Below are 25,153 nucleotides of genomic sequence, written 5' to 3' on the forward strand. Positions count from 1 at the left end.
TCCATCAAGCGCCCACACTTATCGGCTGTTAATTTTTAAAGAGCATTTCTGCGAGGAACCTGAAGTTTCTCAGCAGCGCTGCGTTTTCAGCAGCAGAGAAGCGAGATTATGAACCGTGTTTCGCAGTTCGTCAACAACTTTTTACCTGCTTCGTTGCGACTGCGGGGCTCAACTTCCGTACCGCCAAGGCTCGCTACATCCCGAACCTCAACAGCACCGCTTCCCTTCCTTCCGCGCCGCGTTTCCGTTAGCGCGAAAGAGGCGTGATTCTATGCATCCCCCGGCAATCGCGCAAGGGGTTTCGCAAAAAATATAAGGCGCCGCACGCTGCCGCGTGCGGCGCCTTATATAGGAGCAGCCGAACCGTCAGGAAGCCGCGCGCACCTGGCGCGCGACGATCTCCATATAGTGATCGAGATCCGGCGTCACCTTGCCCTCCTCCTTCGCCGTGTCGTCCCAGCGGCGCAGGCGCAGCGCGTCCTCCGCGAACGGGCGCTGCAGGAACGCTGCCGTCTCCTCTTCACTGAACATGCCGCCCTGCAACGCCAGACTGCGCACCGAGTCTGGCGACAGGCTCTCGAAGTAGCCGGCGTCCGTGCGGCACAGGCAGCGCTTCGCGTCGACGTGCAGCCGGATCGGCTCCAGCACCGCTTCGGAAAACAGCGGCCGCAGGAACGGCAGCACGTAATACTGATGCAGATCGTCGATCCCGCGCGCGCTCGGCGTCTCGCCCTGGCGATTCAGCAGATGGCCGAGGTCGTGCAGGAACGCCGCCGCGACCAGCGCTTCGTCCGCCCCCGATTCCTCGGCCAGCAATCCGCTCTGCAACGCATGCTCGAGCTGCGTGACCGGTTCGCCGCTATAGGCCACATGGCCATGCTCGCGATACAGCCCGTGGATCTCTTCCACCGTCAGCGCCATTCGTTTACTCCCAAGGCAGCGAAAACGTCTTCAGGTTCGTGAAGCTCTTCATCGCCTCCTGGACGCCTTCCTTGTAACCGAGCCCCGAATCCTTGATCCCGCCGAACGGCGACAGTTCGATCCGGTATCCCGGCACTTCCCACACGTTCACCGTGCCGACGTTCAGCTCGTTCACGAACCGCACGACCGCCGCGGTGCTGTCCGTACAGACGCCCGACGACAGCCCGAATGCCGTACCGTTGCTGATCCGGATCGCGTCGTCGATCGTGTCGAACGCGATGACCGGCGAGACGGGGCCGAACGTCTCGTCGCGCACGATCGTCATCGACGGATCGACATTGTCGAGCACGGTCGGTGCATACAGCGCACCGCGCCGCACATTGCCGGTCAGCAGACGCGCGCCCTGCGCGACCGCTTCGTTCACGCGCGCCTCGAACAGCCGCGCCGCCGCTTCGTCGATCACCGTGCCCATTTCGTTCGCGGGATCGAACGGATCGCCGTATTTCCATGCGCGCGTCTTCTCGACGAGCAATTCGGTGAACGCGGGCGCGATCGAGCGCTGCACCAGCATCCGCTTGACGGCCGTACAGCGCTGGCCCGAATTCCGGTACGAGCCGAGCACCGCCAGCGACGCCGCGCGATCGAGATCGGCATCGGCGAGGACGATCAGCGGATCGTTGCCGCCCAGCTCCAGCACGATGCGCCGGTAGCCGGCCCGTGCAGCAATCGCCTTGCCGATCGCGACGCCGCCCGTAAAGGTGATCAGCGACGCATGCGGATGCGTGACGAGTTCGTCTGCGATCTCGGCCGGGTTGCCGGTCAGCACCTGCAGCATCGGCTCCGGCAGCCCGGCTTCGACCAGCAGATCGGCCAGATAGAACGCCGACAGCGGCACCTTCTCCGATGGCTTCACGATCACGCGGTTGTTGGTCGCGATCGCCGGCGCGATCTTGTGCGCGACCTGGTTCATCGGATGATTGAACGGCGTGATCGCGACGATCACGCCGTCGAGCGGCTGGCGCTGCGAGAACACGCGCCGCGCCTTGCCGTGAGGCGTCAGGTCGCACGAGAAACTCTGCGCGTCGTCGCGCAGCGCCTCGACCGCCGCGAACTTCAGCACGTCGGCCACCCGGCCGATCTCGTAGCGTGAATCCTGTTTCGACAGCCCCGACTCGAGCGTGATCAGGTCGGACGCTTCCTCGGTGCGCTCGCGCAGCAGCGCGGCCGCACGTTCGAGGATCTGCGAACGCTCGTAGCGCGTGAGCGTCGGCCGGTAGGCCATCGCGTAATCGAACGCCGCGCGCACGTCGTCGACGCTGGCAAGCGGCGCGGTGCCGACGCGTGTGCCCGTGTACGGATCCGTGACGTCGAGCGTGCGTTCGCGCATCGCGCGCGTGCCGCACCAGCGCAACGCTTCGGCACGAAACGACGGATGATCTTGCCGCGGATGAGCCATCATGTCGCGATCCGGTTCAACACGAAATCGAACACGTCGAAGTTGCGCGGGCGACGTGCGGGATCGTCCCGCTCGATACGGCGATTGAACAGCAGCGGCACTTCCTGCTCGGACACGCCGCCATGCGAACGCAACGGCACCGTGAGGCCCGACAGGTCGTGTTCGCGCTCGCGGGTGCCGAGCGTCATGTCGCGGCGGCCGATCACGACGAGATCGCCGATCCGGTCGGCCGGCAGCTCGAAGCGGGCGGCGGCTTCCGCGTTGTCGAGCACGAGTTCGACGCCGTCGAGCTCGCCGACGCGCCACATCGCGTCGGCCCGGTCGACGCCCGGCGCCAGGTAGATCGTCGCAAACGAACCGAGCGCACCGTGGTGCACGACGTACGGATCGGTAATCGGCAGGATCACGCGCGCAGCCTGCGCGCCGTACCAGCCGTCGAAGGCATCCTGCAGATAGATCACGTTCGGCCGGCCCGTCGTCGGGTCGTGCTTCGCGTTCATCCCGTGGTCGGCCGTGAGGCCGATCGCCCAGCCGAGCGCATCGAGCTGCGCGAGGTAGCCGTCCATCATCGCGTAGAACGCGTTCGCGCCGGCACTGCCCGGCTCGCACTTGTGCTGCACGTAGTCGGTGGTGGACAGGTACATCAGGTCGACCTGCCGCGTCTGCGCGAGCCGCACGCCGGCCGCGAACACGAATTCGGACAGCGCCGCGCTGTACACGTCGGGCGACGGCAGACCGACCCAGTCGAGCACGTCGACGATCCCGTTTTCCGCGAGATTGGCCTGTGCAGCCTTCTCGGCTGAAAAGCAGATGCCGTTCAGCCGCCAGCCGAGCAGCCGGCGCAGCTTGTCCTTCGCGGTCACGACGGCCACCCGCGCGCCGGCGTCGGACGCCGCCGCGAGCAGCGTGCCGGCCCGCAGGTAGGCCGGGTCGTTCATCATGACTTCGGCGCCGCGCCCGCCGTCGGCGGCCGGGTCCCAGAAATAGTTGCCGCAGATGCCATGGACCGACGGCGGCACGCCGCAGACGATCGACAGGTTGTTCGGGTTGGTGAAGGTCGGCACGACGCAATCCGCGCGCCACGCCGTGCCTTCCGCGATCATCCGGCCGATGAACGGCGCGACGCCCGCTTCCACCGCCCGTTCGAGATAGTCGTACTCACAGCCGTCGACACAGACGACGACGGTCGGCTCGACCGGCAGCCGGTAGCGCCGGCCGTTGACGTCGATCGAGCGTCCGGCGAGACCGGTCGACGCGCCGGCGGGCGACGCATCACCGGGATGGCGCAACGCGAACGCGGCGTTCATGATGCCGCCCGCTTGCCGCGCGGCACACGCGCGGCGATCAGCAGCAGCGCCGCGAGCGACGCGCCGAGCATCAGCAGCGACAGCGCCGATGCCGGCAGGTAATAGCCGCGCTCCACCTGCCCGATCACGACGATCGGCACGGTCGCGAAGCCGGGCGGATACACCGTGAGCGTCGCGCCGAGTTCGCCGAGCGACAGCGCAAAGCCGAGCGCGAGGCTCGCACGCAGCGCCGGCACGAGCTGCGGCAGCAGCACGCGGCGCAGCACCATCGCGGGCGGCGCACCGAGGCTCGCCGCGGCTTCGCGCAGCACGGTCAGCTCCGGACGCAGCGCGGCGGCTGCGCAGCGATAGCAGAACGGCAGAATCAGCGCGAGCTGCACGAGCACGACGATCGCCGCCGAGCTCGACAGGTCGAGCGGCTTCTGGTGATACGCGATCAGCACCGCGAGCCCGAGCACGACGCTCGGTACTCCGTTCGGCACCATCACGAGCGCGTCGACGACCGCGCCGAGGCCGCGCCGGTCGCGCCCTTCGAGCGCGAGCGCCAGCCACAGCCCGAGGATCGTGCCGAGCGCCGAGACGCCGAAGCCGATTTCGAGGCTCGTCAGCAGCGCGTCGTATTCCGGCGAGCCGAGCCGCCCGAACCAGCGCAGGCTGTAGCCGGCCGGCAAAATCGTGCCCGACCATTGCGTCGACACGCTCGACAGCGCGACGACGATCACCGGCAGCACGAACAGCCAGAAGCACGCGAATGCGGCCAGCGCGAGCGCCGCGCGCGACGCATGCTTGAGCAGTGTGTCGGTCCAGCCGATCTGGTGGCGCGGCACGGCCTGCCCGATACGGAATTCAGCGGACATCGTTTCCTCCCGTCGCACGCCGGTTCACCCGGCGATAAACCGCATACAGCGCCAGCGACAGCGACAACATCACGACCGCGCCGGCCGACGCGGTCGGCAGGTCGAGATCGACGGTCGCGCTGCTGTAGATCGCGACCGGCAGCGTCACGAGCCGCGCGCTGCCGAGCACGAGCAGGATGCCGAACTCGTTCAGCGTCAGCAGGAAGCACAGCACGGTGCCGGCGGCGATGCCCGGCCACGCGATCGGCAGCACGACGCGGCGCGCGAGCATCCAGCCGGGCGCGCCGAGGCTGCGCGCGGCTTCGATCAGCCGCAGGTCGAGCGTCGCGAACGACGCGAGCGTCGGCCGCACGACGAACGGCGTGTAGAACACGGTCTGCGCAAGGATCACGCCGCCGATCCCGAACAGGAAGTCGAGCGGCGGATTCTCGAGATGGAACAGGTGCTGCAGCGCGATGCTGATCGAGCCTTGCGAGCCGTACAGGAAGATCAGCGTGAACGCGACGAGGAACGACGGAAACGCGACGTACAGCTCCAGGAAGCGCGTGACGAGCGACGCCCCCGGGAACGGCCTGAAGAACAGCAGCGCAGCCAGCAGCACGCCGAGCACCGACGCGGTACCGGCGCTCGCGAACAGCACGCCGAGCGTGGTCAACAGCACGTTGCGCGTGTCGGGATTGCCGAAGAAGGTCCGGTACGCGGCGAAACTGAGCCCGTGATCGCCCGACACGCTCAGCAGCACGAGCCGCACCAGCGGATAGACGACGAGCGGGCCGAGCACGACGATCGCGAGCGCGGCCAGGTGCAGGTCGCCCATGCGCCTGCGGCGCCGCGCGGCGGCGGCATGCGCGGCGGCCGACGCGAGCACGTGCGGCGGCAGGCCGGCTTCAGGGCTCGATAAGGACGACATCGTCTGCCTCGCAATGCAGGGACACGCGCGCACCGCGCTCGGGAGCCGCGCCGCGGCCGCGTTGCATCGTGACGCGCACGGGCTCGTCGGGCGCCGCGTCGATCACGACCGCGATCGACAGGTCCGCGCCTTGCCATTCGACCGACGACACCGTACCGTGCAGGCCGCCCGCCGCGAGCGGCATCACGGTCAGGCGCTCGGGGCGCACGCACGCGACCTTGTCGCGCACCTCGTGGCGCGGATCGCCGAGCGGGAAGATCACGCGCGGCGGCAGCAGGTTCGCCGGGCCGAGATAGCGCGCAACGTAACCGTCGCGCGGCGCGTCGTACAACTGCTGCGGCGTGCCGAGCTGCGCGATGTGGCCGTCGCGCAGCAGCAGCGCGCGGTCGGACAGCACGAGCGCGTCGTCGCGGTCGTGCGTCACGCAGACGACGGTCAGGTTCGGCAGGCGCTCGTGCAGCGCCTTCAGTTCGCTGCGCACCGACGCGCGCAGGTTGGCGTCGAGCGCCGACAGCGGCTCGTCGAGCAGCAGCACGTCCGGCTCGATCACCAGCGCGCGGGCCAGCGCGACGCGCTGCTGCATCCCGCCCGACAGTTGTGCGGGCAGATGGTGGCCGGCATCGCCGAGCTGCACGAGCTTGAGCGCATCGGCGACGCGGCGCGTCACTTCCGACGACGCCATGCCGCGTGCGCGCAGCCCGAATGCGACGTTCTCGAACACCGACAGGTGCGGGAACAGCGCGTAATTCTGGAACAGCAGACCGAGGTTGCGCTTGTGCGGCGGCGCATAGGTCAGGTCGCGTCCGGCCACGGTCAGCGTGCCGGTCAGGCCGTCGGCCTTCACGAACCCGGCGATGAAGCGCAGCAGCGTGGTCTTGCCGCAGCCGCTCTTGCCGAGCACGGTCAGAAATTCACCGGCGCCGATCGACAGCGACAGATCTTCGAGCACCGTGCGTGCGCCGTAGCGCACGCTCAGGTGTTCGATCTGCACGCCGCCCGGCGCGCCGGACCGCAGCGTCGCGTGCGGTTCGGCGGCGCCGAATGCGCCGGGATGGGTCAGGGTGGTTTCCACCGGGTTCATCCTCTTGCTCGCTGATACAGGCGGCGTGCGCCGATCACTTCGGCTTGACGACGTCGAGCTGCTTGCCCGAGCTGCCGATCACGTCCTTCTTCCAGCGCTCGATCCACACCGGCTTCTTCGCCATCACCTGGGTCCAGTCGACCGGAATCAGCTTCACGCCCGCGATCGCCTTCTTGACCGCTTCGCCGTTCTTGCCGGCCAGCGGCACGTCGGTGCGGCCCGGGATGCCGTACATGTCCGGCACCTTCGACTGCACTTCCGTCGACATCAGGTAGTCGATCAGCTTCTTGCCGACGTCCTGGTTCGGGCCGCTCTTGATCAGGCCGATGCCGTACGGGAGCTGGAACGTGGTCGGCTGGTCGCCGTCCTTCGCGGCCAGGAAGATCGGCTTGACGGACAGTGCGCCGTGTTCGGCGTCGTCGAGATCCATCTGCAGGTCGCCGTTCGCGACGCTGATCTCGTTACGCGACAGCAGCACGTTCAGGTAGCCGGTGCCCTTCGTGTGGAACTTCACGCTCTGCGACAGCTTCGCGAGGTAGTCGAACGCCTTGTCCTCGCCCATCAGCGACGTCGTCAGGATCAGCACGGCCATCCCGTCGCCGGCCGTGGCCGGGTTCGAGTACGCGACCTTGCCGGCGTAGGTCGGCGCGAGCAGGTCGGCAAACGTCTTCGGCTGGTTCTTCACGACGTCCGGGTTGATCGCGAACGAGAAGTAGTTGTTCACGAACGTCGCCCATGTGCCGTCCTCGGCCTTCGCGATGGCCGGCACGTTCTTGTAGTTCACGCTCTGGTACGGCTGCAGCAGGCCCATCTGGCCGGCTTGCTGGATGAACGGCGGCAACGTGACGATCACGTCGGCCTTCGGGGAATTCTTCTCGATGTTCGCGCGGTTCACCACCTCGCCGCTGCCCGCCGTCACGATCGCGACCTTCACGCCCTCCTTCTTCTCGAACGCCGGCAGCACATCGCGATAGAGATTCTCGAGACCGTCCGCCGTGTACAGCACGACCGCGTTCGCCGCATGCGCGGGCATCGCGGCGCCTTGCAGCAGACCGGCGGCGCAGGCGGCCAGCGCGAGCTTGCGGAACGCGCCGGCGGCGGCGCGCGAGGGTTTCTGCAGTGTCATCTCACTTCTCCGTAGGCGGAACACCAAACGGCCGGGGCACGATCCGGCTCTCCTGTTATCTCCGGGCAGGCCGCTGGACGGCCCGCCGCGCTACCGCGCTCAGGCTGGGTGTCGCGCGGCAACCGAAGGATCACAGCGTTCGATGACAAAGCCGTGACGAATGCCACAATTTCCAAAAAATGACACATTTTGCCACTATCATGCAAGTCATTCAGAAATGCCGTCCGGCGTTTCGTTCGCCCTTCGCTGGAGACAAAAGCCATGCCCGACCCGATCCTGCTCACGCCCGGCCCGCTCACCACGTCAGCCACAACACGCCACGCAATGCAACATGACTGGGGGTCGTGGGACGCCGCTTTCAACCAGTTGACGGCCAGCGTCTGCGCCGACCTCGTCGCCATCGCGGGCGGCGGCGACGCGTACGTGTGCGTGCCGATGCAGGGCAGCGGCACGTTCTCGGTCGAAGCCGCGCTCGGCACGCTGGTGCCGCGCCACGGCGTCGTGCTGGTGCCCGACAACGGCGCATATTGCGCGCGCATCCTGAAGATTCTCGGCCGGCTCGGCATCGACGCGATCGCGTTGCCGTTCGGCGAAGACGCGGCCGTCGACGCGGCGGCCGTCGAGGCCGCGTTCGCGCGCGAGCCGCGCATCACGCACGTCGCGCTCGTGCACTTGGAAACGAGCGCCGGGATCCTGAATCCGCTCGATGCGATCGCGGCCGCGTGCCGACGGCACGGCAAGCGGCTGATCGTCGATGCGATGAGTTCGTTCGGCGCGTTGCCGATCGCGCTGGCGGACAGCGGCATCGACGCGCTGATCTCGGCCAGCGGCAAATGCCTCGAAGGCGTGCCGGGAATGGGGTTCGCGATCGTGCGGCGCGACGCGCTCGACGCGAGCGAAGGCAACTCGCCGTCGCTCGCGCTCGATCTCCACGATCAGTACGCGTACCTGCGCAAGACGGGGCAATGGCGCTTCACGCCGCCGACGCACGTGATTGCCGCGCTGCGCGCCGCGCTCGACCAGTACCTCGCCGAAGGCGGCCAGCCGGCGCGCGGCGCACGCTATGCGGACAACTGCCGGACGCTGGTCGAATCGATGCGCGCGCTCGGCTTCGTGCCGTTCCTCGACGCGAGCGTGCAGGCGCCGGTGATCGTCACGTTCCACGCGCCCGACCATCCGGCCTACGATTTCCGCCGCTTCTACGACGCGGTGCGCGACGCGGGCTTCATCCTGTATCCGGGCAAGCTCACGCGGCTCGAGACGTTCCGCGTCGGCTGCATCGGCGCGATCGATGCGGGCGATATCCGGCGCGCGGTCGCCGCCATCGCGGCCGCGGTCGAATCGCTCGGCATCGCGATGCAGCACGCGTAAGGTTGCGTACATGCCGGCACGCCCACCGGCACGCGCCAATAAAAAAGCCCGGCGGCCGATTGGCCGCCGGGCGAACGCACCGAGTGTGCGGGGAACCGGTACTTACAGCTCGATCCGCTTGATGTCGCCGACGACGAAGATGTACGACAGCGCGCCGACCAGCGCGATCACGCCGATGAACACGAGCGCGCCGACGAACGAGCCGGTCGACGCGACGATGAAGCCGACGACGAGCGGCGTGATGATGCCCGCGAGGTTCGCCGCGAAGTTGAAGATGCCACCCGTCACGCCGAGCAGGCCGTCCGGCGCGATATCCGACACGAGCGTCCAGCCGAGCGCGGCCATCCCCTGCGCGAAGAACGCGACCGACATGATCGCGATCACGGCTTCGTTGCTCTGCACGTAGTTCGCGAGAATGATCGTCGATGCGAGCAGCAGGCCCGCGATGATCGGCAGCTTGCGCGCGAGGTTCGCGGACTTGCCGCGGCGCAGCAGCCAGTCGGAGAAGATCCCGCCGAACATCACGCCGACCGACGCGGCGATGAACGGCATCACCGCGAAGAAGCCGATCTTCAGCCAACCCATGTGGCGCTCGGTTGCCAGATAGGTCGGGAACCAGGTCAGGAAGAACACGAGCGTCGAGTTGCCGGCGAACTGGCCGAGGCAGATGCCCGCGAGCTGGCGCTTCTTCAGCAGTTTGCCGGCCATCGCCCAGCTGAACTTCGGCTGCGCGGCCTTGCCGCTCTTGTCGTCAGTCTTGCGCACGGCGTGCACGAGGCCGCCGCCCGCCTCGATATAGGCCAGTTCCGCCGCGTTCGCGCCCGGATGGTTGCGCGGCTCGTGGTAGAACTTCCACCAGACGAGGCCGAACGCAATGCCGACCGCGCCCACGACCCAGAACAGCGAGCGCCAGCCGAACGCACCCATCAGCGCGAACAGCACGGGGCTGAAGAACGCGAGGCCGATGTATTCGCCGACGGTATAGGTACCCGTCGCCATCGCGCGTTCGTTCTGCGGGAACCACGTCGCGACGACGCGGCTGTTGGTCGGGAAGCACGGCGCCTCGGTGACGCCGAGGCCGAGGCGGCATGCGAGCAGCGTCGCGACGCCCGGCACGAAGCCTTGCAGCAACGTGCACAGCGACCACAGCGTCATCGACCAGTAGTAGGTGATCTTGCTGCCGAAGCGGTCGAGGAACAGGCCGCCGGGCACCTGCATCGCCACGTACGTCCACGAAAACGCGGAGAACATGATGCCCATCACGGCCGCATTGATGCCGAGCTCCTTGGTGAGCTGCGGCGCAGCCACGCCCAGCACGGTGCGGTCGAGATAGTTGATCATCGTGCCGATCGCGAGCAGCGCGAGGATCTTGTAGCGCGCCGATGTGCGCCGGACCGTGCCGGCCGCCTGCGCCGGCGCGGCGCTCGTGTGGGTGGTGTGCTGCATGGTCGTCTCCTGGTCTCTTTCTGTGTCTGTAAGGGGGTCAGCGCGCGACGAGCGACTGAAAATGACTGAGCATTCGCTCGGCGTCGGGCGTGCGCCCGGTGAAGATCTCGAACGCGTCGACAGCCTGGTACACGGCCATCCCGCCGCCCGGCAGCGTTGCGCAACCGGCCGCGCGCGCGGCGTGGATCAGCTCGGTTTCGAGCGGGAAATACACGATGTCGGCCACCCACATGCCCGCATGCAGCAGCTCGGCCGGCAGCGGCAGGCCCGGATGCTTGGCCATGCCGGTCGGCGTGCAGTGGATCAGGCCGGTCGCGGCGCGCATCGCGGCCGCCAGATCACTGCCCGGCGTGACCCGGGCTGCGGGGAAGCGTTGCTGCAATTCACCCGCCAGCGCGGTGGCGCGCGTGCCGTCGACGTCGAAAATCGTCAGTTCGGCCGCGCCCATCTGCAGCGCCGCATGCGCGACAGCCGCGCCCGCGCCGCCCGCGCCGAGCTGGACGACGCGTTCGAGCGACGCGCCGGGCAGCCCGCGGCTAAACGATTTCGCGAAGCCCGACCAGTCGGTGTTGTGGCCGATCCGCTTGCCGTCCTGGAACAGCACGGTGTTCACCGCGCCGAGCGCACGCGCGTCGTCCGACAGCGCGTCGAGGTGCTCGATCACGCGCTGCTTGCACGGGTGCGTGATGTTCAGCCCGTTGAAGCCCATCTGCTGCGCGGCCTTGAGCAGTTGCGGCAGCGCGTCGACGCTCAGGCCGAGCGCGTCGAGATCGATGCGCCGGTACACGTAGCCGAAGCCCTGGTGGAACCCTTCTTCCTCGTGCATCGCGGGCGACAGCGAACCGCCGATGCCCTGGCCGATCAGGCCGATCAGAAACGACGGGCGGCTCATCGTGCGGCTCCCTGCGCGAACAGCGTCGCCAGGCGCTGCAGCGCGAACACGTAGCCTTCGGTGCCGCAGCCGCAGATCACGGCTTCGGCGATCGCCGATATATACGAATGGTGGCGGAACGCCTCGCGGCGATGGACGTTCGAGATATGCACTTCGATCACCGGCTTCGCGATCGCGGAAAGCGCGTCGGCCAGCGCCACCGACGTATGCGTATAGGCGGCCGGGTTGATCACGATGCCGTGCGTGTCGTGACGCGCGGCATGCAGCCAGTCGATCAGCTGATGCTCGGCGTTCGACTGACGAAAGTCGATTTCCAATCCGAGCCCTTCCGCCGCCGTGCGGCAGCGCTGCTCGAGATCGGCGAGCGTTTCCGCGCCGTAGATATGGGGCTCGCGGGTGCCCAACAGATTCAGGTTCGGGCCGTTCAACACCAGCACTTTGTGCTTGCTCATCGCGTTTCTGCTCCTGAAACAGGGGCGGACCACGATCGGCGCCGCCCCGAAGACATCGGAATTTGGCGCTAGTGTGCGCCCGTGCAAGCGGGCTGTCTTTTCGGGTTTTCGCTAATTTGTACCACCTAGTTAGTTTGTACAATACGCATTACTAGCCCAGTAAATTCGGGATATGGCGCGCGCGCCGAACTCAACGACTGGTTCATTCAGGGTCGGTTCGCCCTGCGCCATGCCCCGCTCATCCGCAGGAATCGCCCATGCAGCGCTCGATCGCCACCGTATCCCTGTCCGGCACGCTCGCCGAGAAGCTCGCCGCCGTCCAGGCCGCGGGTTTCGACGGCGTCGAAATCTTCGAAAACGACCTCGTCTACTTCGACGGATCGCCGGCCGACGTCCGGCGCATGGCCGCCGATCTCGGCCTCGACATCGTGCTGTTCCAGCCGTTTCGCGACTTCGAGGGCGTGAGCGCGGCCCAGCTCGCGCGCAATCTCGACCGGATCAAACGCAAGTTCGACGTGATGCATGCGCTCGGCACCGACCGCATCCTCGTCTGCAGCAGCGTGTCGGCCGATACGATCGCCGACGACGGGCTGCTCGTCGACCAGCTCGGCGCGCTCGCCGAGGCCGCGCGGCAGGCCGGCGTGGTGGCCGCGTACGAAGCGCTCGCGTGGGGCCGCGTCGTGAAGCGGTACGGCCACGCGTGGAAGCTCGTGAACGCGGTGAACAGCCCGCACCTCGGCCTCGCGCTCGACAGCTTCCACACGCTGTCGCTCGACGATTCGCCGGATGCGATCGCCGACATCCCCGGCGACCGGATCGCCTTCGTGCAGATCGCCGACGCGCCGAAGCTCGTGATGGACGTGCTCGAATGGAGCCGCCACTACCGCTCGTTCCCGGGCCAGGGCGACTTCGACCTGGCGCGCTTCACCGCACGCGTGATCGAGTCGGGTTATACGGGGCCGCTGTCGCTCGAGATCTTCAACGACGGCTTCCGCGCGGCGCCGACCGCGCTCACGGCCGCGGACGGCCATCGCTCGCTGCTCTATCTGGAAGACCTGACCCGCGCGCGGCTCGCACGAGACGGCCGCGCGCCGGCCGCCGGCCAGCCGCTGTTCGCGCCGCCCGCGCCGCCCGCGCACGTCGGGTTCCAGTTCATCGAATTCGCGGTCGACGCGCAGGCGGCAGCGACCGTCGGCGAATGGCTCGGCCGGATGCGCTTCCGGCTCGCCGGCCGGCATCGCTCGAAGGACGTGACGCTGTTCCAGCACGGCGCCGCATCGATCGTGCTGAACGCCGAGCGCGACTCGTTCGCCGATGCGTTCTTCCAGCAGCACGGGCTGTCGCTGTGCGCGTCCGCGTTCCGCGTCGACGACGCCAAAGTGGCGTTCGAACGCGCGGCCGGCTTCGGCTACGCGCCGTTCTCCGGCCGGGTCGGGCCGAACGAGCGCGTGCTGCCGAGCGTGAAGGCGCCGGACGGCAGCCTCGAATATTTCGTCGACGAAGCGCCGGATGCGCCGACGCTGTATGAATCGGACTTCGTGCTGACCGACATCGACGGCCCGAGCGAAGTCGGCCCGCTGACGGGCATCGACCATGTGTGCCTCGCGCTGCCGGCCGACGCGCTCGACACGTGGATCCTGTTCTTCAAGACGGCATTCGGCTTCGAGGCCGAGCGCAGCTGGCTCGTGCCCGATCCGTACGGGCTGATGCGCAGCCGCGCGGTGCGCAGCGCCGACGGCTCGGTGCGGATCGCGCTGAACGCGTCGGTCGACCGTCACACGGCCGTCGCCGAATCGCTCGACCGCTACCACGGCACCGGGCTGAACCACGTCGCGTTCCGCACCGACGACATCGTGAAGACGGTCGCCGCGTTCGCGGCCGATGGCGTGCCGTTCCTGCGCATTCCGGCCAACTACTACGACGATCTCGCCGCGCGCTACGCGCTGCCGGACGAACTGATCGACACGCTTAGCGCGCACCACCTGCTCTACGACCGCGACGAGGACGGCGGCGAATTCCTGCATGCGTATACGGAACTGGTCGACAACCGCTTCTCGCTCGAGATCGTCGAGCGGCGCGGCGGCTACGACGGCTACGGCGCGGCGAATGCGGCCGTGCGGCTCGCCGCGCAGGCGCAGCGCAGGAAATAAGGAAGGGCGCGAGCCGGAGTTTGGGGCCGGACCGCGCTCGCGATTCGGCGATCATTGGACGGGGCCTATCTCGCCCGCGCCATCGTGGTGAATTGCGCCGCCAAGGACCGGCCCGCGCGGCCGGCCGCGGTCGTGCCGGACGCCGCGCATCGTCTGACGTTACATCCCGTAACTCGTAGTGCAGTGCAGCATTGCCTCGCCCACCCCGGTTTTAAGAATCGCTTAAGTCTTCGACGGCACCATCCGCAACCAGTACCCGATGGTTATCTCGAAAAGGAGGAAAGCGATGAGCGCCGTAGAAGCACCCGCGGGCCGCCCGGCCGCGCCCCCTGCAAAGAAGACGATGCTGCGCCGCCTGCTCAGTCATCATGAAATCGCGACGTTGCTCGTGCTGCTGCATGCACCGATCGGCGCGAACGCCAAACCCGAATTGCCCGCGCTGCAGGAAGCCGGCCTCGTCGAAATGGTCAAGCTCGACCCCGATACGGCCCCGAGCTTCCGGCTGACCGAAGACGGCACGGCCATCCTGAAAGGGCTCGGCTACCGCTGAGCCGCCGCTTTCACCCGCTTTACCCTTTCCCGCTTCCCCGCCCGACCCCGATCGCTGCGACGCGCCGGCCACGCCGGCGAGTGGCGTCACCCTGCCCGCTCCTGCAGCATCAACCGGTATTCCGTCGGCGTCACGCCGACCGTCGCCTTGAACTGGCGCGTGAACGCGCTGTGATCCGTGTAGCCGCATAGCGCGGCGACGTCGGTCACCTTGTCGTGCGTGACGAGCAGCGCGGTGGCCGCGTCGAGCCGCGTCTTCAGCAGCACCTGGCGCGGCGTCAGGTGGAACACCTTGTGGAAGTAGCGTTCGAGCTGGGCGACCGACATCCCGGCCATCTGCGCGAGCTGCTTCAGGTTCAGTGGCTGCACGTAGTGATCCTGGATGTGCTGGACTACGTCGGCGAGCCGGCTGTACGCCGGGTGCGATCCCTCGTGCGCCTTCAGGTCACGCGAGATGCCCGCGAGGCCGACCACCCGGCCCGCGGCGTCGCGCAGCGGCTCCTTGCAGGTCAGGCACCAGCCCGGCTGGCGGCCCGGATACAGGTGCAGCTCGAGCTGGTCCATCAACTGCTGGCCGGCGTTGATCGTCGCCATGTCCTGTTCGAAGTAACTGCGGCCGAAGCGGCGCGGAAACACCTCGTCGGCCGTCTTGCCGAGCAGGTCGCGCTTGTCCTTGTAGCCGCAGCGCATCGCCAGCGTGCGGTTGACGATCGCGTAGCGGCCGCTCGCATCCTTCACGAAGAACGCGACGTCCGGCAGCGCATCCAACACCGGTTCGAGCAGGCGGAAATGCGCGAGCATCGCGCCGAAATCGGCGTTGTCGGGCTGGTAGCGCAACGTGTCGGGCAGGCTCATGGGCGGTACGGCAAGCAAGGTCGTCATCCCGGCAACCGCGAAGCGAGTGGCAGATGGCGTCGATTATAGGAGCGCCCCTTCGATCGCGTCGCGCCGAGCGCGGGGCAGGCAAGACGGCGGCCGGTTGCATCGTGTGTCCCGGCTGGCTCCATCGGTCGACGGGACAGGTTGCGCACGCAACCACTACGCGGCACGTGCGCGGCCGGCGACCGTTCCGCTTCCGCCGCTGCCGCTGCCGCGCATCGACACGCCGGCACCCCGCATCCGCATCCGTCATCCTAGAAATGCAGACGACCCGCGTCTTGGCGGGTTTGCGCATTCGTCATGACGATTTCGGCATATATCAGGGTTATCGACGATATGCCGATATCGTCGCCGGCCACGCATCGAACGCGCAAGACGCACGCATTTTCGCTACCTAGACTTCGCTTCACGGTCACGAGACGACATCCCGCCGCTGCTGCAATCGACACGCACGGCCCGCCGCATCCGCCGTCGCGCACGCCGATTCCGGCACAGCGCGCGCAGCACGCGGCAAGCACGCATGGCCTGCGCATCGGCCTGCGGATCGATACGTCTCGCCCGGTTTACCGGCGCCGGCCCGCATGCCGGCGGCGGCCCAACCACGCCATCAAGGGGAAGTGAAAGTGAAGCTGAAGGTATCGCACGTCGCGCTGGCCGCCGCCTGCGCACTGTCGGGCGCGCACGCCGTCGCCGCCGACGTCGTCAAGATCGGTTTCGCCGCACCGCTGACCGGCCCGCAGTCGAATTACGGCACGGACATGCAGAAGGGCGTGCAGCTCGCGATCGCCGATTTCAACGCGACGCATCCGACGATCGGCGGCAAGCCCGTCACGTTCCAGCTCGACGCGCAGGACGACCAGGCCGACCCGCGCACCGGCACGACCGTCGCGCAGCGTCTGATCGACGACAACGTCCGCGGGATCATCGGCCACTTCAACTCGGGCACCAGCATTCCCGCGTCCGACCTGTACGATCGCGCGGGGCTGCCGCAGATCTCGATGGCGACGTCGCCGCAATACACGGCACGCGGCTACAAGACGACCTACCGGCTGCTGACGAGCGACGCGCAGGCCGGCCGCATCGTCGGCACGTATGCGGTGAAGACGCTGCGCTTCAAGCGCATCGCGATCATCGACGACCGCACGGCCTACGGCCAGGGCATCGCCGACGAATTCGCGAAGGCCGTGGAAGCGGCGGGCGGCACGATCGTCAAGCGCGACTTCACGAACGACAAGGCGCTCGATTTTTCGGCGATCCTGACCAACCTGAAGGGCGTGAATCCGGACGCGGTCTTCTACGGCGGCGGCGACGCGCAATCGTCGCCGATGATCCGCAAAATGCGCCAGCTCGGGATGAAGTCGGCGTTCGTGACGGGCGAGATGTCGCGCTCGCCGACGTTCCTGAAGGTCGGCGGCGACGCGGCCGAAGGCGCGATCGTCTACATGGGCGGGCTGCCGAAGGAAAAGATGCCGGGCTTCTCCGGCTACGCGGCCCGCTACAAGGCGCGCTTCAACGAAGACGTGATCACCTACTCGCCGTACTCGTACGACGGCACGATCGCGCTGCTCACCGCGATGAAGGACGCGAACTCGACCGATCCGAAGGTGTACACGCCGTATCTCGGCAAGGTGTCGATCAAAGGCGTGTCGGCGCCCAGCATCACGTACGACGCGAAGGGCGACCTGAAGGATGCGCCGGTGACGATCTACAAGGTCGAGCGCGGCGCGTTCAAGCCGGTCGACACGATCGCCGGCAACTGATACGCGGGCCGCTGCCTCGCGCGGCGCGCCGGCGGCTCACCGGCCGCCCGCGCCGCGCATGCTTCGACTGCATGGTCCGAAGCCGTTCTCGGCGCGCGCCCGCGTGCAGGCATTTCGCGCTCCTGTAGAATCCCCCCACCCGCTTTGACGCTTCGTCTCCGCCGTGCCCCATCCCGGTGCGGCGGCGCGTGTTTCGTGCCTCACCCGGCACGCGGCACGCTTCGACGACGCAAGCCGCGCCTTGTCAGTCCATGCCGAAAAGCGGGCCCTGGAGACGCAGCACCGACAACTACATTCGAAAACCGATCGTCCTGACCATGCAAGCTTCCGAATTGAGCGGCGTGCCTCGCGCCGCCGAACGCGCGCTCACGCGCAGCGACTACAAGACCCTTGGCCTTGCCGCACTCGGCGGCGCCCTCGAGTTCTACGACTTCATCATCTTCGTGTTCTTCGCACCGGCGATAGGACAACTGTTCTTCCCGCACGACATTCCCGACTGGCTGCGCCAGTTGCAGACGTTCGGCATCTTCGCGGCCGGCTATCTCGCGCGCCCGCTCGGCGGCGTGATCATGGCGCACTTCGGCGACCTGTTCGGCCGCAAGCGGATGTTCACGCTGAGCGTGCTGATGATGTCGGTGCCGACGCTGCTGATGGGCATGCTGCCGACCTACGACACGATCGGCATCCTCGCGCCGGTGTTGCTGCTGCTGTTCCGCGTGCTGCAGGGCGCGGCGGTCGGCGGCGAAGTGCCGGGCGCGTGGGTGTTCGTGTCCGAGCACGTGCCGTCGCGCCATATCGGCTACGCATGCGGCACGCTGACCGCGGGCCTGACGGCCGGCATCCTGCTCGGCTCGCTCGTCGCGGCGGGCATCAACAGCCGCTACTCGACGGCCGAAGTCGGCGCGTTCGCGTGGCGGATCCCGTTCCTGCTCGGCGGCGTGTTCGGGCTGTTCTCCGTGTACCTGCGCCGCTGGCTGCATGAAACGCCGGTGTTCGCCGAGATGAAGGCGAAGAAGGCGCTCGCGGCCGAGATTCCGCTGAAGGCGGTGTTGCGCGACCACGGCCGCGCGGTGATCGTGTCGATGCTGCTCACGTGGATGCTGTCGGCCGCGATCGTCGTCGTGATCCTGATGACGCCCGCGCTGCTGCAGAAGCAGTTCCACCTGGCGCCCGCAACCACGCTGTTCGCGAACAGCATTGCGACGCTGTGCCTGACGGCCGGCTGCATCACCGCGGGTTCGCTCGCGGGCCGCATCGGCGCGAAGCGCGTGCTCGGCATCGGCGGCATCGGGCTGGCCGCGTGCTACTACCTGCTGTTCGTGCAGGTCGCGGCCGATGCGTCGACGCTGCCGCTCTACTACGGGATCGCGGGCTTCATGGTCGGCACGATCGGCGCGGTGCCGTTCGTGATGGTCAGGAGCTTCCCGGCCGTCGTGCGCTTCTCGGGCATCTCGTTCTCGTACAACGTCGCGTATGCGATCTTCGGCGGCCTCACGCCGGTGATCGTGTCGCTGATGATGAAGTCGAATCCGCTCGCGCCGGTCGTGTACGTCGCGGCGATCTGCGTGCTCGGCGCGATCGCCGTGCAGTTCTCGAAGGATGCGAAGGACGTGAAGGACGCGCACTGAACGTCGGCGCGCACGCGCTGGCCGGATGAACGAAGGGCCGAATCCCGCGGCATGCGGGATTCGGCCCTTTTGTTTTGCGTCGGCCTGGTGGCGCGAGTCTGGTCAGTTCAACGCAACACGCCGTACGACGAACTCGGCCGGCGCAGCGCGTCGATGCTCGCGCCGCCGGCGCCGGTGACGAACAGCAGCAGGAACCCGCCGGCGATCGCGACGTTCTTCCAGAAGTGAATCACCATGTCGTGCTGGACAGCCGCGTTGGTCGCGTCCCAGAAATTGTGCCCGACCATCGCGGTCGCGATCGTGTAGACCGCCATCAGCAACGCGAGCGGCCGTACCTTGTAGCCGACGATCAACAGCAAGCCGCCCAGCCCCTCGATCGCGACGACGATCGGCGCGACGACCTGTTGATAGGGCACGTTCATCGTGTGCAGATACGCGACGAAGTCGCTGTAGCCGAGCAGCTTCATGATGCCGCCCCACAAGAACAACGCCGCCAGCGCCAGGCGTGCGAAAAAAATGACGCCGGAATCGACGGTACGCGTCATGCCTCTCTCCTCATATGCAATTCGGCCGCCCGCTGCGGGCACGCCCGTGCGGTTCGGCGCCGCGCGGCCCGGGAGGGCGCGCGGCAAATGGGCCAGCATAGAGGGTCTTTTCGCCGTGTCCAAGAAAAAGGTTGTAGCAAATCTTTACACTGCGGCGGCCCGACGGGCAGAAAGACGCGTTTAGCCCGCGTCGCTCAACAGCACGCCCTTCTTGAAGATGAAGCAGCCGTAGCCGCGCGTTTCGCCGGTGACGATCACCGCATACGCCTGCTGCGCACGCTCGTAGAACGCGAAACGTTCGACGCCGGTCAGCGGCACCGTGCGCCCTTCTGCGCGGTCGATCTCGGCCTGCACTTCGCGCTGCACGGGCGGCACCGCGGCCGCGTCGCCGACGACTTCCATCCGCCACGCGGGCGTGTCGACGAACGTATCGAGCGGCAGCACGGACAGCACCGCGCGCACGACGCGTGCCGAATCGGCGCCGTCGATCCGCAGCGCGCGGCCGACCACCGTGTGCTCCGCGACGGATTCCGCCGGGAAATTCGCATCGCAGATCGCGATTTCGTCACCGTGGCCCATCGCGCGCAGCGTGTGCAGGATGTCGGCGTGCAGCAGCGGGTCGAGATTCTTCAACATGTGGGCGAGTCTCCGGGTTCAGGAATGAATCGCATAACGTTACCCGATCCCGGCGGCCATTGCGCATGTGCCGTTCGCGTCACGACGCCGCGGCCGGCATTTCGTCGATGAAACCCGTGACCGACGCGAGGCGGCCCGATGCGTCGACAGTGCCGAAGTCCGAGCCCTTCACGATCGCCGCGCCGTCGGGCGACACGAGCGCCCACGAGAATCGCAGGTGCTGGCCGAACGCGTCGACGTCGGTCGTGCGGCGAAAGCGGTACGCGGGGAAACGTTGCTGCACGGCCGCGATCATCGTGTCGATGCCCGCGTGGCCGTCGCCGGCCATCAGCGGATCGCGATAGGCCGCGTCGCTCGCGTACGTCGCGTCGATCAGCGCGCGGCGGCGCGCGACGTCGGGCTCGTTCCAGGCGGCGAAGTAGCGGTCGATCAGGTCGGCGTGAACGGACGAGGCGGATTGAGCGGTGTTCATGGCGAGGCTCCTTGTGTCGGTGACGGACGATGTCGCGGACGTTTCGGGTCCGCGTGCCGCTATCGTCGCCGGGCTCGCGCGGGCGGTCGATTACGTACGAGGTAAGGAAATCGCGCCGGCCACGAGCGGCATGCCCGCGCCGAATCGCGAGCGCGCGCATCGCAACGAAAACAGGCGCCCGAAGGCGCCCGCATCGTCTTGCCGCAACCACCGCGCGCGTCAGGTCACCGGCGCCGGATTGAACAGCGTCAGCGCATTCGCAAGCTTCCATTGCTCGGCCCACGTGCGGCGCTTGCCGCTGGCGACGTCGAGCATCAGCCGGAACAGTGCCCAGCCCGTGTCCTCGATCGTCGCCGCGCCGGTCGCGATCTGCCCCGCGTCGAGATCCATCAGGTCGTACCAGCGGCGCGCGAGATCGCTGCGCGTCGCGACCTTGATCACCGGCACCTGCGCGAGCCCGTACGGCGTGCCGCGGCCGGTCGTGAAAATATGCAGGTTCATCCCCGCCGCGAGCTGCAGCGTGCCGCAGATGAAATCGCTCGCGGGCGTGGCCGCATACAGCAGCCCCTTCTGCCGCGCGCGATCGCCGGGGCGCACGACGCCGGCGATCGGCGCGCTGCCCGACTTCACGATCGAGCCCATCGCCTTCTCGACGATGTTCGACAGCCCGCCCTTCTTGTTGCCGGGCGTCGTGTTCGCGCTGCGGTCGACGCGGCCGCGCTCCAGGTAGCGGTCGTACCAGTCCATCTCGCGGATGATCTCGCGGGCAACGTCCTCGTTCGCCGCGCGCGACGTGAGCTGCGCGACGCCGTCGCGCACTTCGGTCACCTCCGAGAACATGATCGTCGCGCCCACCCGCACCAGCAGGTCGGCCGCGAAGCCGACGGCCGGGTTCGCGGTGAGTCCCGAGAATGCGTCGCTGCCGCCGCACTGCACGCCGACGACGAGATCCGACGCGGGGCAGGTTTCGCGGCGGCGGCGGTTCAGCCGCTCGAGATGCGATTCGGCCATCTTCATGATCGAGTCGATCATCGAGTTGAAGCCGACGTGCGCGGCGTCCTGCAGGCATACGACGCCGCCGTTGTCGGTCGCGCCGTCGGCCGTCACCGGAATCGCGCCCGGCGGCAGCAGGCGCTCGGGCTGCAGCTTCTCGCAGCCGAGGCTCACGGTCATCACCTCGCCGCCGAAGTTCGGATTCAGGCTGATGTTGCGCAGCGTGCGGATCGGGATGTCGGCGTCAGGCGCATCGATCGCGACGCCGCAGCCGTACGTATGTTCGAGCCCGACCACGTCGTCGACGTTCGGGTAGCGCGGCAGCAGTTCGTCCTTGATCCGCTTGACCGCATGCTCGACGACGCCCGACACGCACTGCACGGTCGTCGTGATCGCGAGGATGTTGCGCGTGCCGACCGAGCCGTCGGCATTGCGGAAGCCCTCGAACGTATAGCCTTCGAGCGGCTCGAGCGGCGGCGCGGCACGCGTGGCGAGCGGCAGATCGTCGAGGCCCGGCGGCTCGGGCATGCGCATCGTGCGCTCGTTGACCCAGCTGCCGCGGCGCAGGTCGGTCAGCGCATAGCCGATCACCACGTTGTAGCGAATAACCGGGTCGCCGGCCGCGAGGTCGACGAGCGCGACCTTGTGCCCTTGCGGCACGCCTTCGCACAGCGTCAGCCCGTCGGCGAACGTCGCGCCTTCGGGCAAACCGCCGTCATTGACGACGATCGCGACGTTGTCGTCCGGATGCACGCGGATGTAGAGAGGGGAAGCAGTCATCGGAATTCCTGGAAGCACGCTGCGATATCGTTAGTCATCATACGACATTCAACCTCAATCAACGATGCTGCGTAAACCCTTATCCGGAAAGACCCTACCCTTGACCCGCCAGCAAACAGCTTGCGCCGCTCTTTCTTGCGTTGTACGATGACATACAACGACATCGCCAATATGGCTCGGATGCCGTACCGACGAACCCCGCACTCGCGCTAGACGGACGACCCAACCATGACTTCACCGCAAGAACTCAAACAGATCATCTCCCACGGCCTGCTGTCGTTTCCGCTGACGGATTTCGACGCCGACGGCAGCTTCCGCCCGACCACCTATGCCGAGCGCCTCGAATGGCTGGCGCCGTATGGCGCGAGCGCGCTGTTCGCGGCCGGCGGCACCGGCGAATTCTTCTCGCTCACGCAGCGCGAGTATTCGGACGTGATTCGCGTCGCGACGGAAACCTGCAAGGGCAAGGTGCCGATTCTCGCCGGCGCGGGCGGCGCGACGCGCGTCGCGATCGAATATGCGCAGGAAGCCGAGCGCCTCGGCGCGAGCGGCGTGCTGCTGATGCCGCACTACCTGACCGAAGCGAGCCAGGAAGGGATCGCCGACCACGTCGAGCAAGTGTGCCGCGCGCTGAAGATCGGCGTCGTGGTGTACAACCGCGCGAATTCGAAGCTGAATGCGGACATGCTCGAACGTCTCGCCGACCGTTGCCCGAACCTGATCGGCTTCAAGGACGGCGTCGGCGAAATCGAGAGCATGGTCACGATCCGCCGCCGCCTCGGCGATCGTTTTGCGTACCTCGGCGGCCTGCCGACGGCTGAAGTCTATGCAGCCGCGTACAAGGCGCTCGGCGTGCCGGTGTACTCGTCGGCGGTGTTCAACTTCATCCCGAAGACGGCGATGGAATTCTACGAAGCGATCGCGAAGGACGACCACGCGACGGTCGGCCGCCTGATCGACGAGTTCTTCCTGCCGTACCTGAATATCCGCAATCGCCGCGCGGGCTATGCGGTCAGCATCGTGAAGGCGGGCGCGAAGCTCGTCGGCCACGACGCGGGCCCGGTGCGCGCACCGCTCGTCGATCTCACTGAAGCCGAAGCGGCCGAGCTCGACGTGCTGATCAAGAAGATGGGCCCGCAGTAAGCAGTAGGCGGGTTCGCCGGCGGCGCGGGCCTTCATCGGCGTCGCGGCCGCCCCCCCACTCCGTATCCGCATCACGCGATGGCCGCGCGGCGCGGCCGTCACATCTGTGCGATCGCGCCGATGATCCGCTGGCGCACACCGGTGAGCGTGCGCTGCGTCTCGTCGATCCCCTTGCGTGCCGCGACCGGCCGGCCGCGCATCGGCGACTCGGCGCCCACGATCTGTTCCAGCACATCGCGGTCGACCACCGCATCGAAGAACCGCCCGACCGTGAATATTGCGTACTGCTTCGCGGTCGCGAGATGCGTGTTGGCCTGCGTGAGCGCTTCGGCGCGCTGCGCGCCGTCGGGCGCGTCGATGCTGCGGCGGTGCTTCAGCGCGAACACCACCGCCTCCATGTCGAGCTTGAAGCGCCGGACGGCCGAGCCGAAGATCACCGAATGCGCATCGGCGCCCGCGACGGGCCGCCCCTGGTTGATCGTCACGTCGAATTCGCCGCCGCCCAGCTCGCGCTGCAGTTCGAACAGCGCGTCGGCCAGCACGCGCCCTTCGCTGTATTCGCCGATCTGGGTACGGACCGATTTCGCGACGTCGCCGATCGCTTTCCACAACCCGGCCGCGAACAGGTGGTCGCCACGCTTGCTGATATTCATCGGATGGTTCCTTGTTGGTCTTGTGCGTCTCTCAGGCTCGCCTGCGAGCCGGACGGCCCGAGGCTTCGCTACTGTAGGAGAAAATCGGGTCGCCGGGAAGGCACGGGCGACGATGCGCGTCGCAAACATCGGCACGGGCCAGAGAGGTGCTGCGTGCGCCGATTGCGCGCGAAAGTGTGCGGCGACTCGCCGGCTCGACGCCACTGAACCCGGTATCGGGACCGTTCCGCGCGCTCGATTCGAGGCGGGATGGCTCTTGTCGGTGCTTCCGTTTGCATCGGACACCGGCGGACCTGGAGCGTGGCGCAAAGGCTAGACGCACTGGACGACTTCACGCCGTCGTCTTGCCACAAAAGTTCTTCACACGATTCAGTGCACGTCGCCTACCGCCGCTCTTCAAACACGCATGCCACGCGTGTCGAACGACTGCACCGGGGCGGTAAAAGCACCTACGCATGCATGCACGTACCGCGCGGCCGATGCTGACATAGAATAAAAAATACTTCCGTCAGAATGAGTTGACGGCAAAAAGGAGGCTGGCATGAGACGCCTTTATTTCCTCGTACCCGATACTCAGATGGCGAAGGCGATCGTCGATGACTTGCTGCGCGCACGCATCATCTGGCGCCACATCCACGTCCTCGCCGATCACAGCGTCACACTTGATCAGTTGCCCGAAGCGTCATTGCTGCAAAGCAGCGATGTCGTGCACGCGCTCGAGCGCGGCGTTGCACTCGGTGGTGCGACGGGCGCGCTTATCGGCCTCGTCGCGCTTGTATTCCCCCCTGCGGAGCTCGTGATTGCGGGCGGCGCCGTCGTCGCATTGACGGTGGCGGGAGCCGGCTTCGGAGCGTGGACGGCCGGGATGATCGGCATCTCCGAGCCGAACGCGCGACTCCAGCGATTTCGAGAAGCGATACGGGAAGGCCAGATTCTGATCATGGCCGATGTGCCGGCATTACGAGAGCAGGAAATCGAGCAGATGATCGCCGAGCATTTTCCGAAGGCGGATCTGGAAGGCGCCGATCCTACGACACCGGCCTTCCCCTGACACTCTAAAACCGGCATGCACGGCACCTGAGGCTGTCTCTACATCGAGCGTGCTGCGTCGGGCCAGTGTGAAATTGGCACCCGTCCACGCAGGAG

24 protein-coding genes are annotated in these 25,153 nt (G+C 67.3%); 8 read left to right on the forward strand and 16 right to left on the reverse strand.

The features are described 5' to 3' along the window. Nucleotides 1-366 precede the first annotated feature (366 nt). Genes HWX03_RS36135 through phnS form a run of 7 tightly spaced genes read right to left on the reverse strand, consistent with a single transcriptional unit; the run spans nt 367 to nt 7,658 of the window. Complete coding sequence (locus HWX03_RS36135; RefSeq protein ID WP_175874606.1) at nt 367-921, reverse strand: phosphonate degradation HD-domain oxygenase; 555 nt, start codon at nt 919-921, stop codon at nt 367-369. Between the two features lie 4 nt (nt 922-925). Next, nucleotides 926-2,380, reverse strand: coding sequence for a phosphonoacetaldehyde dehydrogenase (gene phnY, locus HWX03_RS36140; protein ID WP_175874607.1), 1,455 nt, complete (start codon nt 2,378-2,380; stop codon nt 926-928). Then, nucleotides 2,377-3,684, reverse strand: a complete 1,308-nt coding sequence (gene phnA, locus HWX03_RS36145) for a phosphonoacetate hydrolase (protein ID WP_175874608.1) — start codon at nt 3,682-3,684, stop codon at nt 2,377-2,379. Before phnA ends, phnY begins: the two co-directional genes overlap by 4 nt. Next, on the reverse strand, nt 3,681-4,541 hold the full coding sequence (phnV, locus tag HWX03_RS36150) for a 2-aminoethylphosphonate ABC transport system, membrane component PhnV (RefSeq protein ID WP_175874609.1): 861 nt from the start codon (nt 4,539-4,541) through the stop codon (nt 3,681-3,683). The genes phnA and phnV overlap by 4 nt, the downstream gene beginning before the upstream one ends. Further along, complete coding sequence (gene phnU / locus HWX03_RS36155) at nt 4,531-5,451, reverse strand: 2-aminoethylphosphonate ABC transporter permease subunit (RefSeq protein ID WP_027806028.1); 921 nt, start codon at nt 5,449-5,451, stop codon at nt 4,531-4,533. Before phnU ends, phnV begins: the two co-directional genes overlap by 11 nt. Continuing rightward, a complete protein-coding gene (gene phnT / locus HWX03_RS36160) occupies nt 5,429-6,532 on the reverse strand; it encodes a 2-aminoethylphosphonate ABC transport system ATP-binding subunit PhnT (RefSeq protein ID WP_174390955.1) in 1,104 nt (367 codons plus the stop codon). The genes phnU and phnT overlap by 23 nt, the downstream gene beginning before the upstream one ends. Nucleotides 6,533-6,566: 34 nt before the next feature. Further along, the gene (phnS, locus tag HWX03_RS36165) at nt 6,567-7,658 is read right to left on the reverse strand and encodes a 2-aminoethylphosphonate ABC transporter substrate-binding protein (protein WP_175823456.1); all 1,092 of its coding nucleotides are present in this window, start codon (nt 7,656-7,658) and stop codon (nt 6,567-6,569) included. A gap of 261 nt (nt 7,659-7,919) precedes the next feature. Here phnS and HWX03_RS36170 point away from each other — a divergent pair, with 261 nt between their 5' ends. After that, on the forward strand, nt 7,920-9,029 hold the full coding sequence (locus tag HWX03_RS36170; protein WP_175874610.1) for a 2-aminoethylphosphonate--pyruvate transaminase: 1,110 nt from the start codon (nt 7,920-7,922) through the stop codon (nt 9,027-9,029). A 102-nt stretch (nt 9,030-9,131) separates the two neighbouring features. Here the strand turns inward: HWX03_RS36170 and HWX03_RS36175 are convergent, their stop codons facing one another. From HWX03_RS36175 to aroQ, 3 genes are read right to left on the reverse strand one after another with little or no spacing between them, the layout of a single operon-like run. Continuing rightward, nucleotides 9,132-10,475 (reverse strand): MFS transporter, encoded by a 1,344-nt coding sequence (locus HWX03_RS36175; RefSeq protein WP_175874611.1) that lies wholly within the window; start codon nt 10,473-10,475, stop codon nt 9,132-9,134. A gap of 37 nt (nt 10,476-10,512) precedes the next feature. Beyond that, entirely contained in the window at nt 10,513-11,367 is an 855-nt protein-coding gene (locus tag HWX03_RS36180) for a shikimate dehydrogenase (protein ID WP_175874612.1), read from the reverse strand. Beyond that, a complete protein-coding gene (gene aroQ / locus HWX03_RS36185; RefSeq protein ID WP_175874613.1) occupies nt 11,364-11,819 on the reverse strand; it encodes a type II 3-dehydroquinate dehydratase in 456 nt (151 codons plus the stop codon). Before aroQ ends, HWX03_RS36180 begins: the two co-directional genes overlap by 4 nt. 257 nt (nt 11,820-12,076) lie before the next feature. On the opposite strand from aroQ, the gene HWX03_RS36190 reads away from it, so the two are divergent. Together HWX03_RS36190 and HWX03_RS36195 are read left to right on the forward strand one after the other, a co-directional pair. After that, nucleotides 12,077-13,969: a sugar phosphate isomerase/epimerase and 4-hydroxyphenylpyruvate domain-containing protein gene (locus tag HWX03_RS36190; RefSeq protein WP_175874614.1), complete on the forward strand. Its 1,893-nt coding sequence runs from the start codon at nt 12,077-12,079 to the stop codon at nt 13,967-13,969. Between the two features lie 286 nt (nt 13,970-14,255). Then, entirely contained in the window at nt 14,256-14,519 is a 264-nt protein-coding gene (locus HWX03_RS36195; RefSeq protein ID WP_089470656.1) for a hypothetical protein, read from the forward strand. A gap of 86 nt (nt 14,520-14,605) precedes the next feature. Here the strand turns inward: HWX03_RS36195 and HWX03_RS36200 are convergent, their stop codons facing one another. Beyond that, nucleotides 14,606-15,400, reverse strand: coding sequence for an AraC family transcriptional regulator (locus tag HWX03_RS36200; RefSeq protein WP_175823463.1), 795 nt, complete (start codon nt 15,398-15,400; stop codon nt 14,606-14,608). Nucleotides 15,401-15,697: 297 nt separating this feature from the next. On the opposite strand from HWX03_RS36200, the gene HWX03_RS36205 reads away from it, so the two are divergent. From HWX03_RS36205 to HWX03_RS36215, 3 genes are all read left to right on the forward strand, one after another. Further along, the gene (locus tag HWX03_RS36205; protein WP_175874615.1) at nt 15,698-16,018 is read left to right on the forward strand and encodes a hypothetical protein; all 321 of its coding nucleotides are present in this window, start codon (nt 15,698-15,700) and stop codon (nt 16,016-16,018) included. A 2-nt stretch (nt 16,019-16,020) separates the two neighbouring features. Beyond that, nucleotides 16,021-17,157 carry a branched-chain amino acid ABC transporter substrate-binding protein gene (locus HWX03_RS36210; RefSeq protein ID WP_175874616.1) on the forward strand — a complete coding sequence of 379 codons (1,137 nt, stop codon included), beginning with the start codon at nt 16,021-16,023 and terminating at the stop codon, nt 17,155-17,157. Between the two features lie 317 nt (nt 17,158-17,474). Continuing rightward, nucleotides 17,475-18,785, forward strand: a complete 1,311-nt coding sequence (locus HWX03_RS36215; protein ID WP_175874617.1) for an MFS transporter — start codon at nt 17,475-17,477, stop codon at nt 18,783-18,785. Nucleotides 18,786-18,892: 107 nt separating this feature from the next. On the opposite strand, the gene HWX03_RS36220 is transcribed toward HWX03_RS36215, so the two are convergent. The 4 genes from HWX03_RS36220 to garD all read right to left on the reverse strand — a co-directional run bounded on the left by HWX03_RS36220 (nt 18,893) and on the right by garD (nt 22,211). Further along, entirely contained in the window at nt 18,893-19,330 is a 438-nt protein-coding gene (locus tag HWX03_RS36220; protein ID WP_027781508.1) for a DoxX family protein, read from the reverse strand. A gap of 180 nt (nt 19,331-19,510) precedes the next feature. After that, nucleotides 19,511-19,966, reverse strand: a complete 456-nt coding sequence (locus tag HWX03_RS36225) for an RbsD/FucU family protein (RefSeq protein ID WP_174434526.1) — start codon at nt 19,964-19,966, stop codon at nt 19,511-19,513. Between the two features lie 79 nt (nt 19,967-20,045). Further along, nucleotides 20,046-20,438, reverse strand: coding sequence for a nuclear transport factor 2 family protein (locus HWX03_RS36230; protein WP_175823467.1), 393 nt, complete (start codon nt 20,436-20,438; stop codon nt 20,046-20,048). Nucleotides 20,439-20,657: 219 nt separating this feature from the next. Continuing rightward, the gene (gene garD, locus HWX03_RS36235) at nt 20,658-22,211 is read right to left on the reverse strand and encodes a galactarate dehydratase (protein WP_175874618.1); all 1,554 of its coding nucleotides are present in this window, start codon (nt 22,209-22,211) and stop codon (nt 20,658-20,660) included. A gap of 228 nt (nt 22,212-22,439) precedes the next feature. Between garD and kdgD the strand changes: the two genes are divergently transcribed. Then, entirely contained in the window at nt 22,440-23,354 is a 915-nt protein-coding gene (gene kdgD / locus HWX03_RS36240; RefSeq protein ID WP_175823469.1) for a 5-dehydro-4-deoxyglucarate dehydratase, read from the forward strand. A gap of 98 nt (nt 23,355-23,452) precedes the next feature. Here the strand turns inward: kdgD and HWX03_RS36245 are convergent, their stop codons facing one another. Further along, nucleotides 23,453-24,007, reverse strand: a complete 555-nt coding sequence (locus HWX03_RS36245; RefSeq protein ID WP_175874619.1) for a hypothetical protein — start codon at nt 24,005-24,007, stop codon at nt 23,453-23,455. A 541-nt stretch (nt 24,008-24,548) separates the two neighbouring features. Here HWX03_RS36245 and HWX03_RS36250 point away from each other — a divergent pair. Next, nucleotides 24,549-25,058 (forward strand): DUF1269 domain-containing protein, encoded by a 510-nt coding sequence (locus tag HWX03_RS36250; protein ID WP_174391129.1) that lies wholly within the window; start codon nt 24,549-24,551, stop codon nt 25,056-25,058. Nucleotides 25,059-25,153: the final 95 nt, after the last annotated feature.

Source organism: Burkholderia sp. BCC0397 (assembly GCF_902832865.1).
Lineage (GTDB): Bacteria > Pseudomonadota > Gammaproteobacteria > Burkholderiales > Burkholderiaceae > Burkholderia.